A 13,889-nucleotide genomic window follows, 5' to 3' on the forward strand; every position below is an offset into this window, starting at 1 on the left:
TCCAACCGGAAGTCCGCCCGCTTACCTGTCTGACCTCACCCGATCAGATATTGGTGCTGGTCGGGATCAGGCTTGGCTGGAGAAAGGGATAGGGCCAGCGCCGCTCTGAATTGCGCGCGACAATCTCTTGCTCGACCGTTTGCAGCGCGGACTGGAACTCCGGAAGCGGTCCGCCAGCCCCGACTATGCGCGGATCTGTGAACCAGTCGGGATAGGGTTTGTCGGGCGATTTGTAGCAACCCAGCGGGCGATAATAGAGCGATCCCAGCAAATAGAGCACCTTGAGCTGTTCGATCGCCTCCGCCTGCGTGGGAATGAGCGCCAGCCATTTCTGTTTTGTCAGCCCGTCGAAGCTGGCGGGGACCGGCTGCCAGGCTGCTCCTGTCACCGCCGGCGCATATTCCATAATGGCCTTCTGCGGGAAATTCACAGCGGCATGCTGCGCGCTGGCGGTGAAGATGATCATGGTGCAGATCGCCACCAGATCGCCCACCGTCTGCGGATCGGGGAAACCCTTGAGCTTGCCCTCCCCTGCGACCGCAATCGCCCATTGCGACAGCTCGCTATCCTGCGCGACCGCCTCGTCGCCATCGTAATAGACAGTGACATAAGCGAACACCTAGTCATGGATCGCCTGCCACACCAGCAGTCCGTCATCGCGATAGGGGTAATCGGCCAGAGCCGATGTAACGCCGACACCGCGCGCCTCCAGATCGGTTGGCAGCATCTTTAATGCAAAATCGAAATCGAGCCGCGCCGTTGCCGCTGCCTGCTGGTTGCTTTCTATCGTCCCGGCGAAGATATGATCGATAGGGCCATTGGCGACGATGAGGCTGTTGGCAGCCGCATCGTTGATGAACATGGTCCCTTCGAAATGCGGCACCAGCAACGCCCAGATCGGATGCTGGTTTGCCAGATGCCGGTGGGCCGCCACAGCGACCCCTTCGATCACCAGATGGGTACGCGCCAGATGCGCAAACAGCTCGTGATAATTGCCATCGGCCACCTGGACGAAGAACTTTGCCATCTGCCACCCCCACTGCCCTGCAGTGGAATTGGTGGGGGTCACCACCGGACAGGCCGGATTGTCAGGCTCACAGCGGATCGCAACGGGGACCAGCACCTCTGATTGCGGGGGAACGGCGAACAATGCGACTGGTCTGGCGAGATATTTCTGCACACCGTTGGTGGTGCCGATCTCGGCAATCGCTGAGAGATCCTTATAGTCACACTGGAACAGCCGCCCGTCGGCAAGTGCAGCGGCAAGCGTATCGCCTGAAACCACTGCGGCATAATCATCGGACGTTATCTGGCAACCCGCAGGGACCGCGCTGACGACTTCGATCAGCATCGGATTCGGTCCGTCCACGCGCAGCCGCGCGAATTCGAGATCATCCTGAAAATCATAGGCAATCGGGGGGCATTCAATTGTCTTGAAGATCGCTTCATAATCTTCAAGCGAGCGTTCGTCCGCACCCTGTGCGCTGTGGTCCAGACCGGTCGGTTCGAGCAATGCGGCCAGCTTTTTGGCATGTGCGCGAAGCGTGAGGACTTCAATATCCTGCGCGACATGGTCAACCGTTGCTGCAATGTCTTGACCGAGTCCGCTGTGCGGCGGGCGCGCGGCATTCAACCGACTTTCCAACTCTGAGACATCCTTGGCAATCGCGCCCACCAGCGGTTGATGTGCCTGAACGACGGCCAAAGCCTCGGGATCTTCTGCCGCCTGCGCGTTGGTCTTCTGGATTTCGATCTGGTTGACAACAAGATCCAGCGCGATCTTCACCAGCAGCACCCACCATTCCAGAGTTGGCGTTTCAGCCGCAGGAAGCTTGGCGACAACGGGAACTTAGGGGAGCGCGGGGCAAGCCTGGGTCCACTGGTAAATTGCCTGTGCACTTTGGAGTTGCTGTGATCGCGCCGCGTTTTGTGACGGCGTATCGTTCTGCGGCAAGGTCGGGTCTTGTGGTGATTGGTTAGCCATATTTTCTATCCTATTCATTGGAAAAGGGTGGTGGGCTAGACGAACATGGTTAACAGATGTGCCAGCTACTGCGATGCTCTTGCCGGTTAAAAGGAAATTAGGGGTTTTTTAACCCTAAACCAAGGACATGGGACGAATTACAAACCAACTTATGAGTCTGGCGATACCGGACTTGCCCAAGGACATTCGCGAAGATTATGTGGTGTCTGCGGCGATCCAGTTGCAGCGTCAGGCGCGCTGGCTGTTCGCGGCGCTGTTTATAACCGCCCCAATCGCAATTTTCGCTGCCGGAGAGCACACCCATTGGCTGGTCAAATGGGGCCTGCCCTCGATCATGGGTATTTACTGCCTGTACGGCTTTGCAATGTTGAGCCGGAAGCTGGACTTCGAAACGAACCCGCGCCGAGCGGCAAAGTTTGTTGTCGAAGCTTCGGTTTCCTCATGTTTCGGCGCGATAATCTGCAGCCTCTGGTGTGTGCTCAGCTGGCATGGCGCCGAAGGTGAGCAACGCCTGCACTTCCCGATGATTCTGGTAATGGGTGCGCTGGCGACCGCATATTGCCTGGCCAGTATCCGGCTCGGTGCGATCCTCAATCTGGTGATCGATCTCACTCCGATTTCTTTATTGCTGCTGTTTTCGGGTTCGGCAATGGACTTCGCCGCCGGGGTAAGCCTGATCCTTTCGGGTGTGTTCCAGTGGTGGATGATCAACACGCATCACCGCCAGGTGCTCGAATTGCTGCGGCTCAAGCGACACAGCCAGAATCTCGCGCTCACTGATCCACTGACTGGCCTGCTCAATCGCCGCGCGCTGCTCGATTTTGCCGAGGCGCTGGGCACAGTTCCCGGAACATACCGAATGCTGTTGATCGACATCGACTTCTTCAAAGCAATCAACGACCGGCATGGTCACGACATGGGCGATCAGGTGCTTGCCGAAATTGCGCGCCTGATCCAGCTGCGTTCGGGCAACAATGTCAGTGCAGCGCGTCTGGGGGGCGAAGAGTTTGCACTGCTGGGCACGCGCGAGGCGCTGCCCGAGGCGGTCGCGGTGGCGCTGGTCTCCGAAATTCGCAGCCACCTCATGCCGCACGGCGATCAGGTCACGGTCAGCATCGGGATTGCCGAAGGCGAACTGGGGCAGGAATCACACTGGCGCGCGCTGTTCAGCCGCGCCGATGTCGCGCTATATCGCGCCAAGAACGGTGGCCGGAATCTCTTCTGTTATGCCGAGGAGGCGGAGCACGATGAGAACGACACCGCAACTCATATTATGCCTGCCCGCATCGCAGGTGCCTTAGCTAGAGCAGAACGCGAAGGGGTAACGTTCCAGGATCAGACCGGCTTGAGCACTGGCGCGGACGTTCCTTTTCGCGGTTTCAACAGGTCTTCCACCACCACCACCAATTGGTCCGGATCAAACGGCTTCCTGAGATATTCGGTCGCTCCAGTATATATGGCTATCGCTTCGTCATTGGCGCTTTGGCGCCCTGTCAGCATCAGTACCGGAGTAAGGTACAAATCCTGGTTACGCCGCATCGCTGCAAGCACTTCCATCCCGCCCATTTCCGGCAGACCTACATCCAGAATGACCAGATCAGGCTTTTTGGTGGCAATAATTTGGAGCGCCGATTTCCCGTCACCGACAATCCCGATGGCGTGTCCTTCATCGGCCAGGGTTTCCATGACCAATTGGCCGACCAGCTCGTCGTCCTCAACGTATATGATCCGTGCCATGACCGTGTTCCTCAAACGCTTGAATGAAGTTTCTGGAAGGCGAGATGTATCGCCGAAGTGTCAGGATCGTCTGGCTGCCCGTCAATTTGGGCAGCAATAAGAGTTTCTAATCCATAGGCATCCTCGCCAAATGCCGAGTCTGCAAACATGCCCGCCGAACCGGCCAATTGATGCGCGATTTCAGCGATCTCTGCAAGCGAGCTTCCTTCTACCTGGCCATAAAGGATAAGTTCGGACAGCCGTTCGAGAGATTCGCGCTTCTTTTCGAGATATTTAGGACGCAATCGGGATAGCCGTTCGCTGCTCCGGCTTGGGCGGGGTGATATGGTAGTGGGTGCACGCGTCGATGGTGATTGTGAATTGCGGTCCAGAGCGCCCATCAGTTTGGCAATGGAAACTGGCTTGAACACCACATCGTCCATGCCTGCTGCGAGACAGTTCTGGACGTCGCGGGGATCCGCATTGGCGGTCAGGCCAATAACTTGAGGCACACAGCGCAGCGATCCGTTCTTGATCTGCTTCGTCGCTTCTAGGCCGTTCATCACCGGCATTCTGACATCCATCAGCACCGTTTCGAACGGGTCCCCGGAGCGGTCGGCTTCGGCACACATCGCAACAGCCTGCGCCCCGTCTTCCGCCTGGTGGCACCCGTGCCCTTCCCGATCCAGCATCGCGCAGATTACTTCGCGATTGATTTCCAGATCATCCACCAGCAGCAGCTTGCCGATGCTTGTCTGGCGCTCGGGCGCAGCATCCGGCTCGGCGGGCGCAGGCGCTTCCGCAGCGATCAGCGGCAATTGCAGAATCACTGTGGTGCCCTGTTGCGGCACGCTTTCCAGCGTCAGCGACCCGCCCATCAGCATGGCGAGTTTCCGGCTGATCGACAGCCCCAGCCCGGTGCCGCCAAATTTGTGCGCAGTGGTATCGTCAGCCTGAACGAATTCCTCGAAAATGCGCTCCAGCAGATCAGCCGGAATGCCGATCCCCTCATCGGTGACGGTGACGGCCAGCGTATTCTCTGCCGAAGGGCTCGCAGCGATCTCGACAGTTCCGCCGGAGGAAAACTTCACCGCATTGCCCAGCAGATTGAGCACGATCTGGCGAAACCGCAGATTGTCGCTTGTCACCCAATCGGGCAGCGCCGGATCAATGGTGTGAATGACTGTAATGCCCTTGGCCTCGGCAATGGGTTTAACCAGAGCGGTGCAGTCCTCGATCCGCGCCGCCAGGCACAGTGGCTCGGCGACCACCGACATATGGCCCGCATCGACTTTCGAAAGGTCCAGAATATCGTTGAGCAGCTGCAATAGCGATTGTGCGGCGGTGTGGATCCTGTCGACCTGCTGGGATTGCGTGGCATCCAGTTTGCTGGCTGCCAGAACTTCGGAAAACCCCATGATGCCGTTGAGCGGGGTTCTGATTTCATGGCTCATATTGGCCAGGAATTGCCCCTTGGCGCGGTTGGCCTCAAGCGCTTCGCGCGCTGACGCGGTGGCGGCGGCATGGGCATCCTCGCGGTCAGCCAGTGCCAGCGCGATCGGTAGCACGGTAATATTGGCAATCAGGATCAGGAACTGGAGGAAATAGACTCGGGATTGCTCGGTCCCGTCGATCAGCGCCAGCGGTCCGAAACCGCGGATCGTCAGGCCAGTCGAAACGGCGGTGAACACGAACATTGCGGCGGCTGCCCCGCCAACCCCGCCGCGGAACGCTGCGAACACCAGCACCGGGAACATCAGGAACAGGATCGGCAACGTGTTCTGCGAAAACACCATCACCGCAGCAAACGCGGTCATCGCTATGATGGTCGGCAGGCCCGAACCGAACTTGTACCTGGCTCGCTCCCGCTTCACGCCAAGCAGCGCCACGACCACCGGAGCCAGCGTGACAATGCCGATCAGATGCGCGGGGTAATAGGTCGCCCAGACATCGACGAAGCGCTCCCCGCTGTCGGCTAGGGTAATGCTCGCCAGGGTTGCCGATACCAGGCACGCCGTGAACCCGCCCAGCACCACCAGATGCGCCAGCCAGCGCCGTGACAGCGTTGACCTCTCGGCACCAAACTTGCGGTGCATGATGATCCCGCCGATCAGCACCTCGGTCCCGTTCGCGCACGCCAGCGAGGCCGCTTGCGTAAGCGGGTCGCCCATCCACAGATTGGCCCCGAATAGCGCGAACACCAGCGCCACCATGATCGTCGGCCAGTCTTTGCGCGGCAGCAGCAGCAGCACGCCCAGCGCCACCCCATTGGCCGCCCAGATCGAGGCGATCCGTTCCGCATGCTGTGTGACCGTCGCCCCGAGCATGGTCGACAGCAATGCGACCAGCGCAACCAGCGCCGCCAGGACGAACGGAGATCGCTCCACAAGCTTGAGGTTCTGCATCGCCGCAAACCTATGCGAATTGTGCTTAAATTGCGTTAACCGAGCGCTTCACCACGCCCTCGCCAGCGCGCGCCGCCACCCCCGATTTTCCTACACGCCGGTTTTCTGCTTCACCCTGACCGATTCGCCTCCCGCCGGAGGTATCGTCAGGAGAGCCGCCATGACCCGCAAGAAAGACCCCGCCGAAATCCGCACCCCCGTCGCAGCGGAGGCCATCCCCGCCTTCGATGTCGTCCCGCGCAAGTTCCGCCATGATGGCTGGACACCGCGGCGCCAGCGCGCCTTTATCGGGGCGCTGGCCGATACCGGCAGCGTCAGCCGCGCCGCGCGCCATGTCAATATGAGCCCCGAAGGCGCCTATTACCTGCGCCGCCAGGCCGGTTCGGAAAGCTTCCGCCGCGCGTGGGAGGCGGCGCTGGATCTGGGCGTGCAGCGATTGAAGGACGTGGCCTATGAACGCGCGATCGACGGGCAATTGGTGCCGGTTTTCGTCGCGGGCAAGCTCAAGGGCTTCCGCCGCGTGCGCAATGACCGGCTGCTGATGTTCTGCCTCAGGATGAACGCACGCGACGAACAGGGCAAACGGCTCTCCGCCAGCTATTTCGACCCCGGGGCCGAGCGGCTGACCGGATCGGGAGCCAGCATGACCATGCCTGCGTTGAGCCGCGCGGAGAAGGACGACATGAACGCCGCCATCGTCGAACATTTCGACCCGGTGGCAATGACCCTGCCCGAGATCGAGGCGATGCAGGCCCAGCTCGCCAAAATCGCGCAGCGCAAACGCGCCGAGGAAGACGGCCCGCCCGACCACGACACCGACCCCGCCTTCGTCCAGCTGCGCGGCGGAACCGAGTGGAAGGAAGCGGGCTCGCTGGAAGGCCTGGAGCAAGTGGAAGACGAGCTGGAACCGTGGGACGAGGACGAGGACCACTGGCAGACGCTGGGGTGAGCGGCGGGATAGAGGGACCAGCGGCGTGCGCAGATCCCGAGCCGAAGGCGAGGCAAGCGCGACCGCGCGCCCGAGCTTATGCGAGGAAGCCAAGGGGCGCGGATGCGCCCCGCCCGGCGTTAGAGGGCGAAAACAAGAAGCTCGAACCTTGGAATGAATTTACGGAACAGCTCTGATGCTACGTATCAAACCCGTGGAACTCGCGATGCCACGAAAGGAACTTTGGATGCGGACGATAGGAATCAATCTCTGGAGCCTTCAACTTACCCGTCGGATTGATAATCGCCTCGACACCCTCGCGGTCATTGACCTTGCGATGCACGATAATCTCAAGATCATCCCTGAAGCCAATCAGCCCACGGTCGAACATCCAATGTGCGGTACCTGAGAGCGCAAGGCCATTGCGCACGCTGTCAGGGCCGCCATGCTCGACCGGTCGGATATGCGCGGCCTGAGCTTCCAGGCGGCCACCGCCATTGACCAGCTTCCAGCCTGTCACCCCGCAGCGGCCATCGTAGGCGTGCATCACGGCGCGGCGGAAAGCGCGGTCGCGGAAGGGCTTGGAAACGAGTGACTGGACGATGGGCCGCTCGATTTCGAACGGTGTCTGATGTTCGCGGACACGGTTGCCCTCGGCCACTTCATCATCGCTGCGAGGCAGGAAGTTCTCATCGGGCAGGCCAAGCGATATGATACGCGCGAAGTCTGAAGGCGACAGTGGGCGCACGGCGGCTTGGGCGCGGCCAGATACTTTGCCCTCCTCATTGAGCACACCGCGCTCAACCTGTTCGCCATTCACGATATGCGGGACAGTCGGCTCAAACGGCAGATAGCTGCCCTCTTCGATGATCGCATGGTAGCGGTCAGGCTCTGTCGGATCAGGTATGATTTCCTCGACCTTCGCCACAGCGAAGAAGCCCTTGGAGTTCCGGATCTTGACCGGCTCGCGATAGACAATCCAGTCGCCCACCATCTGCTGGGCGCGGGTGAGATAGCTCTTGGGAAACTGGTAATGCACTTCGGGAATGTCGTCGTAGATCGACCCATCCTTGTGGATGAAGACGCCGAAGGTCATTTTTTTTCAGCCACTTTTCTGAATATTTAGCGCGTTGTGTCATGGACTAGCGGTTAAAGGGGGTAAAGCGATCGTGGCAAAGTTGAAAATTTCAGACGCCGAAGTTGCGTTGATGAAGGGCTTAATCGCCTACGAGAAACTCAACGACCAGCAGGTTTTAGCCATCTTCAGTCACCTGTCGCGAAATTTTAATTCTCGCGAAATGGGTTGGATAAGGAATGGGGGAAAACCGCGGTACAAGGCTATCAAGGCCGCTGGTGCTGAGGAAGTTGCAGACTTCCTTGAACAATATTCAAAGGTCGAAGAGGTCGTTGAACGGATCGGCATTTACGCGGTGTCTGATGAGGAGCTATCTGCTTATCAGGCTTTGGATTATGCACGTTCTGCGGTTGCAATATTCAACAACAATACGCTTCTCGCTCGTTCGCAAATCTTCGTGGTCTTAATGGTCGTTGCGTGGACCTACCTCGCGCATGCGCGCTTACGAAAAGAGGACATAGATCCCGTCTACAAAAATGATGCTGGCGATCCAGTTATGATCGACGGAAAGCCGAAGCACTGGGAATTGTCCTATTGCATTACTCGACCCGAACTGGCGCTAACCGAAGGAGAGAAAAATAATTTACGCTTCATCACTCTTCTGCGAAATGAAATCGAACATCGTGCAACTGAAGATATAAACAGTGAAGTTCAGTCAAAGCTTCAGGCAAACGCACTCAATTTTGTGCGCTTCGCAAGAAAAAGCTTCGGAAGGCGATTTGACTTATCACGAGATTTTAGTTTCGCAATTCAACTGCAAGCTTTGAACTCGAAGCAGAACTCAATCCTCAAAGCATCTAAAGGTCTTAGTAAATCTGTCGCAGTAGTGAACGCGTTAGTTGAGAAGGAAATGAGCAGTTCACAGTTTAATGATCCGGAGTATGCATTTCGAGTTTATGTCGTTCCGAATGTCGTTAATAATGAAAAGAAAGCAGACCAGGCTGTGATCTTCAGTCCCGTAGGGTCGAGCGTCGAGATGGCAATCAAACAAGTCGAAAAACCGAAATACCGCATGAAGGAAGTTGTCAAACTTCTTCAAGATGACGGTGTGGCCAACGCAAATCCACAATCCTGTATCAACGCTTGGCAGCAAAACGATCTGAAGAATCCCGGAAAAGGATTTGCAATAGAGTTAGGCGGTCAGTGGTTTTGGTATCCAGAAGGAGTCGACGCAATAAAGGCCGCCCTTACCGCCTAAAGTCTGATATCAATGATCCTCACTTCTGGGTTGAGCTTCACTTGGGCCTCATCAGTCGGTATGAGCCCAACACAGGAAACACCTTGAAACATTCCGCCTGGCTTAACCGTGAAAATGCCGTCAACACGATATGTCCCCCATTGTGCGGAGTACGCATCATTAATGTTAATCTCGACACCACCGTCCATCAGAGTCGAGCGTGAAACGACAATCTTGTTGTCGTAACAGGACGCGCTTGGTCTTCCTTCGACACTCTCTTCAAAGAGGGCCCTGTCGATCAACAAATCAAGCGCCACAATGTCGTCTTCAAATATGACGTCCGCTACCCGTTCGAAGTTCTCACATGTTAATTCGCCGGTGAATTTTCGAATGTGACGTTTTGCCAAGCTACTCCTCCCCCATCCGCAGTGCCGCAATAAACGCCTCCTGCGGAATGCTCACGTTACCATACTCCCGCATCCGGGCCTTGCCCTTCTTCTGCTTGTCGAGCAGCTTCTTCTTGCGCGAAATATCGCCGCCGTAGCATTTGGCGGTCACGTCCTTGCGCATCGCGGCGATGGTTTCTCGGGCGATCACTTTGCCGCCGATGGCGGCCTGCACCGGTATCTTGAACAGATGGCGCGGGATCAGGTCTTTGAGCCGTTCGCACATGCCGCGCCCGCGCGCTTCGGCCACGTCGCGGTGGACGATCATGCTGAGCGCGTCCACCGGCTCGGCATTGACCAGAATGCTCATCTTCACCAGATCGCCTTCGCGCAGGCCGATCTGTTCGTAATCGAAGCTGGCATAGCCGCGGCTGATGCTTTTCAGGCGGTCGTAGAAATCGAACACCACTTCGTTCAGCGGCAATTCGTAGGTCACCTGCGCGCGGCCGCCCACATATGTCAGGTCGATCTGGACCCCGCGCCGGTCCTGACACAGTTTCAGGATTGATCCGAGATATTCGTCGGGGGTGTAGATCACCGCCTTGATCCACGGTTCGTCGATCTGGCCGATCCGGTTGGGGTCGGGATAATCGGCGGGGTTGTGCAGCATCAATTCCTGCGCCGGGTCGGTGCGCGATTTGGTCAGCTGGATGCGGTACACCACGCTGGGCGCGGTGGTGATCAGGTCCAGATCATATTCGCGGGTCAGCCGTTCCTGGATAATCTCCAGATGCAGCAGACCCAGAAAGCCGCAGCGGAAGCCGAAGCCCAGCGCCGCGCTGCTTTCCGCCTCGAAGGTGAAGCTGGCATCGTTCAGCCGCAGCTTGCCAATGCTTTCGCGAAGTTTTTCGAAATCCGCCGCATCGACGGGGAAGATCCCGCAGAACACCACGGATTGCACTTCCTTGAACCCCGGCAGAGCCTCGGCCGCGCCATTTTTCAGCGTGGTGATGGTGTCGCCAACCTTGGCCTGGGCGACCTCCTTGATCTGCGCGGTGATGAAGCCGATCTCGCCCGGGCCCAGTTCGGGCAGATCCACGCGCTTGGGGGTGAAGGCACCCACGCGGTCCACCAGATGGTCGGTCCCGCCCTGCATGAATTTGACCGGCAGGCCGCGTTTCAGGACGCCGTCGATCACGCGGACCAGAATGACCACGCCGAGGTAGGGATCGTACCAGCTGTCGACCAGCATGGCCTTCAAGGGGGCGTCGCGGTTGCCAGTTGGCGGGGGGATGCGGGTGACGACGGCTTCGAGCACGTCCTCGATCCCGATGCCCGATTTGGCGGAGGTGAGCACGGCGTCATGCGCCTCGATGCCGATGATGTCCTCGATCTCGGTGCGGACCTTGTCGGGTTCTGCGGCGGGGAGGTCGATCTTGTTTATGACGGGGACGATGGCGTGGTCGTGCTCGATCGACTGGTACACATTGGCGAGCGTTTGCGCCTCGACCCCCTGCGCCGCGTCAACCACCAGCAGCGCGCCCTCGCACGCGGCGAGGGAACGGGAGACTTCATAGGCGAAGTCGACATGGCCGGGGGTGTCCATGAGGTTGAGCTCATAGGTCTCGCCATCCTTGGCGGTGTAGTCGAGGCGGACGGTCTGGGCCTTGATAGTGATGCCGCGCTCACGCTCAATGTCCATGTTATCAAGGACTTGCTCGCTCATCTCGCGCGCGGTAAGGCCGCCGGTGTGCTGGATCAGCCGGTCGGCGAGCGTGGACTTGCCATGATCGATGTGCGCGATGATGGAAAAATTGCGGATCTTTGAAAGGTCAGTCATCGCCGCCGCCAATAGCGGTGCTACGGGTCACTGTCAGCCGGAATCGAACGGCGGGGTTTGCTAGGCCGCATGCCCCTGCTTGGGCGCGTTGTCTGATAGCTTGAACTGCGCGAAGCCGCTGCCCGACGTCATGCTGCGCGCGCTGCTGTTCTTGCTGCCATGCAGCGCCTCCAGCGGTGCTCCAGCTGCTGCCAGCTCGTAGGGGCTGACGCGGTGACGGGTGCACAGGCCGCCAGCGCCGTCATCGACCAGCTCCTGCTCGAACTCGACACCCTGCGTGTCGTCCATCGACCGGCGAACACCGCAGACGGCGAGCTGGCCGCTGCCGAAATCGAGCACAAACATGGTGCCCGCCGGAACATCCTCCAGCCCCTGGATCATGGCGCCGCTACGCGAGAGATTGCGCAGCGTGACATCGTAATAATGGTCCTCATGGATCACGCCGATCTTGCGGAACACAGTACGGCGGCTGGCCCGCTGGGTGCCGGTGGCGGTGGGGGCGAGCGTCCATTCGCCCTGCGCCAGCTCCTCGCGCACCTGTTCGGCAGTCAGCGCCTCGGCAAAGACAAAGCCGCTGACCTGATCGATACCGCGGGTTTTGAGTTGGGCCATCAGCGGCATGGCGTGAACGCCGGTCGCTGCGGTCTCCATTCCCATGGCGCCGGCCAACGCGATTACCGCGCGGACCATTTCCATATCGCCGACTTCGCTACCCATAACCGGCTCGAAGAAGTTAGCCCCGATCCGCAGCGCATCAAACGGCGCGCGCCGCAAATAGCTGAGCGAGGACAGACCCGAGCCAAACTGGTCGAGCGAAAGCCGCACGCCAAGTTTGAACAGCGTCGCCAGTGCCTTATCGACTTTGGCCGCATCGCCCAGCAGCACCGCTTCATTAAACTGTAGCTCAAGTCGTGCCGGGTCGAGGCCGGTGTCCTTCAGAACAGTCTCGACCATTTCAGCAAAGCCATTGGCTGCAAATTGCACCGGACTGACAGCGAACGAGATGCGCAGCGAACTAGGCCAGTCGACAGCTTCCTCGCACGCTTTGCGCATGGCCCATTCGCCAATCGGGATGATCAGGCGACTGCCCTCGGCGATCGGAAGGAATGTGTCAGCCGAAACCCGCCCGCGATCTTCGTCCTGCCAACAATATTGCGCTTCCAGACCGGTGACGCGGTTATCCTTGAGCGACACGGTAGGCAGATATTCGACCGTGAAGTGACCCGCCTCGATGGCCTCGGCAAGATCCTCTTCCATACGCCTGCGCAAATTGGCTTCATGCTCGAGGTCGGCGGCGTAGAAGCGGAATTGGCCGCGTCCGCCATTCTTGGAGGCATAAAGCGCCAGATCGGCAGCGCGCATCAATTCCTCGCGCTCAACCCCGTCATAGGGGGCGATGGCTATACCCACCGAACAGCCGATGATGCAGCGACCCTCTTCGACAGAATAGGGCTGGCTGAGCATCTGAATGATCTTTTTGGCGATCTCACCCAATTCGCCGCGATCGTCCATATCAGGGACCAGCAGCTGGAACTCATCGCCGCCAATACGGCCGATCTCGCCGCGACCCGCGACAACGGCGTGCAGACGTTCGGCGACCTGCTGCAAAAGCTGGTCACCAGCGGCATGGCCGAGCGTATCGTTGACCTGTTTGAACCGGTCGAGATCGAGCATCATCAGCGCAGCGCTGCGCTTGGCACTACGGAAAGTTGTCAGTGTGGAATCGATCCGCTGTTCCATGCGGTGGCGGTTGGCGAGGCCGGTAAGCGAATCGAATTGTGCCAGGCGGCTGGCTTCTTCCTCGCTGCGAAATTCATCGGTTATGTCCAGCGCGCTACCGCGAAAACCGATGAAGTCACCGGCATCATTATGGAGCGGGCGACCGGACAGGCGCAGCACAACCTTGCTGTTCTGATTACTAGATTCAACCGTGTAGCCGGAGAAGCCCTTCCGTGTGCTCAGCTTGAGACCAAGCGACCGGCCATCACCCTCGCCCGAGATCGGCACGAACAGATGTTGCAGTGGTTGGCCAAGCAGCTTTTCGAGCTGGCTACCCAAGCCCTCGACAATGCTGGGGCTGAGATAAGCGACCTTGCCTTGCGGATCGGTGGCCCAAAACCAGGCTAGGCCTGTGCGCTCCAGATCTTCCAGAATTGCGAGCTTGTCAGTGGCGGATACGCCGCCTGCTGACGCCGGTGATCCCTCCGGAATATCCGTGTCGATCCCGCCCTTGCGACCCTTGAAAAATTCCGAAAAGGGCATGGCCCCCATGATCGTTCCGCCTCGTGAAAAGGTGCTAACTTGCCACCGAGGATTAA

Annotated in this window: 8 protein-coding genes and 2 pseudogenes; 3 read left to right on the forward strand and 7 right to left on the reverse strand. The window is 58.9% G+C overall.

Annotated elements, in window-relative coordinates:
- Window positions 1-43: 43 nt before the first annotated feature.
- A pseudogene (locus tag FEV51_RS13275) lies at window positions 44-1,795 on the reverse strand (lipoxygenase family protein).
- Between the two features lie 892 nt (window positions 1,796-2,687).
- On the opposite strand from FEV51_RS13275, the pseudogene FEV51_RS13455 reads away from it, so the two are divergent.
- A pseudogene (locus FEV51_RS13455) lies at window positions 2,688-3,200 on the forward strand (GGDEF domain-containing protein); the annotation flags it as partial.
- A 119-nt stretch (window positions 3,201-3,319) separates the two neighbouring features.
- Here the strand turns inward: FEV51_RS13455 and FEV51_RS13460 are convergent.
- Window positions 3,320-3,721: a response regulator transcription factor gene (locus FEV51_RS13460; protein ID WP_425466591.1), complete on the reverse strand. Its 402-nt coding sequence runs from the start codon at window positions 3,719-3,721 to the stop codon at window positions 3,320-3,322.
- An 11-nt stretch (window positions 3,722-3,732) separates the two neighbouring features.
- Window positions 3,733-6,105 carry an ATP-binding protein gene (locus tag FEV51_RS02520; RefSeq protein WP_138615647.1) on the reverse strand — a complete coding sequence of 791 codons (2,373 nt, stop codon included), beginning with the start codon at window positions 6,103-6,105 and terminating at the stop codon, window positions 3,733-3,735.
- 160 nt (window positions 6,106-6,265) lie between these two features.
- Between FEV51_RS02520 and FEV51_RS02525 the strand changes: the two genes are divergently transcribed.
- Window positions 6,266-7,054 carry a hypothetical protein gene (locus FEV51_RS02525; RefSeq protein WP_138615648.1) on the forward strand — a complete coding sequence of 263 codons (789 nt, stop codon included), beginning with the start codon at window positions 6,266-6,268 and terminating at the stop codon, window positions 7,052-7,054.
- Between the two features lie 178 nt (window positions 7,055-7,232).
- Here the strand turns inward: FEV51_RS02525 and FEV51_RS02530 are convergent, their stop codons facing one another.
- A complete protein-coding gene (locus FEV51_RS02530; RefSeq protein ID WP_138615649.1) occupies window positions 7,233-8,129 on the reverse strand; it encodes an HNH endonuclease in 897 nt (298 codons plus the stop codon).
- Window positions 8,130-8,202: 73 nt separating this feature from the next.
- On the opposite strand from FEV51_RS02530, the gene FEV51_RS02535 reads away from it, so the two are divergent.
- The gene (locus FEV51_RS02535) at window positions 8,203-9,366 is read left to right on the forward strand and encodes a DUF3644 domain-containing protein (protein WP_138615650.1); all 1,164 of its coding nucleotides are present in this window, start codon (window positions 8,203-8,205) and stop codon (window positions 9,364-9,366) included.
- Here FEV51_RS02535 and FEV51_RS02540 read toward each other — a convergent pair.
- Genes FEV51_RS02540 through FEV51_RS02550 form a run of 3 tightly spaced genes read right to left on the reverse strand, consistent with a single transcriptional unit; the run spans window position 9,363 to window position 13,842 of the window.
- Entirely contained in the window at window positions 9,363-9,752 is a 390-nt protein-coding gene (locus FEV51_RS02540; protein WP_138615651.1) for a hypothetical protein, read from the reverse strand. The two genes, FEV51_RS02535 and FEV51_RS02540, sit on opposite strands and share 4 nt — an antisense overlap.
- 1 nt (window position 9,753) lies before the next feature.
- Window positions 9,754-11,571 (reverse strand): translation elongation factor 4, encoded by a 1,818-nt coding sequence (gene lepA, locus FEV51_RS02545; RefSeq protein ID WP_138615652.1) that lies wholly within the window; start codon window positions 11,569-11,571, stop codon window positions 9,754-9,756.
- A 60-nt stretch (window positions 11,572-11,631) separates the two neighbouring features.
- Window positions 11,632-13,842, reverse strand: a complete 2,211-nt coding sequence (locus tag FEV51_RS02550) for a sensor domain-containing protein (RefSeq protein ID WP_138615653.1) — start codon at window positions 13,840-13,842, stop codon at window positions 11,632-11,634.
- Window positions 13,843-13,889 lie beyond the last annotated feature (47 nt).

The organism is Qipengyuania marisflavi, from assembly GCF_005884405.1.
Classification (GTDB): Bacteria; Pseudomonadota; Alphaproteobacteria; order Sphingomonadales; family Sphingomonadaceae; genus Qipengyuania; species Qipengyuania marisflavi.

What these genes read in the sequence shown, in the direction of transcription:
- FEV51_RS13460 (WP_425466591.1), bottom strand. Translation starts at nt 3,721, where the DNA reads ATGGCACGGATCATATACGTTGAGGACGACGAGCTGGTCGGCCAATTG.
- FEV51_RS02520 (WP_138615647.1), bottom strand. Translation starts at nt 6,105, where the DNA reads ATGCAGAACCTCAAGCTTGTGGAGCGATCTCCGTTCGTCCTGGCGGCG.
- FEV51_RS02525 (WP_138615648.1), top strand. Translation starts at nt 6,266, where the DNA reads ATGACCCGCAAGAAAGACCCCGCCGAAATCCGCACCCCCGTCGCAGCG.
- FEV51_RS02530 (WP_138615649.1), bottom strand. Translation starts at nt 8,129, where the DNA reads ATGACCTTCGGCGTCTTCATCCACAAGGATGGGTCGATCTACGACGAC.
- lepA (WP_138615652.1), bottom strand. Translation starts at nt 11,571, where the DNA reads ATGACTGACCTTTCAAAGATCCGCAATTTTTCCATCATCGCGCACATC.
- FEV51_RS02550 (WP_138615653.1), bottom strand. Translation starts at nt 13,842, where the DNA reads ATGGGGGCCATGCCCTTTTCGGAATTTTTCAAGGGTCGCAAGGGCGGG.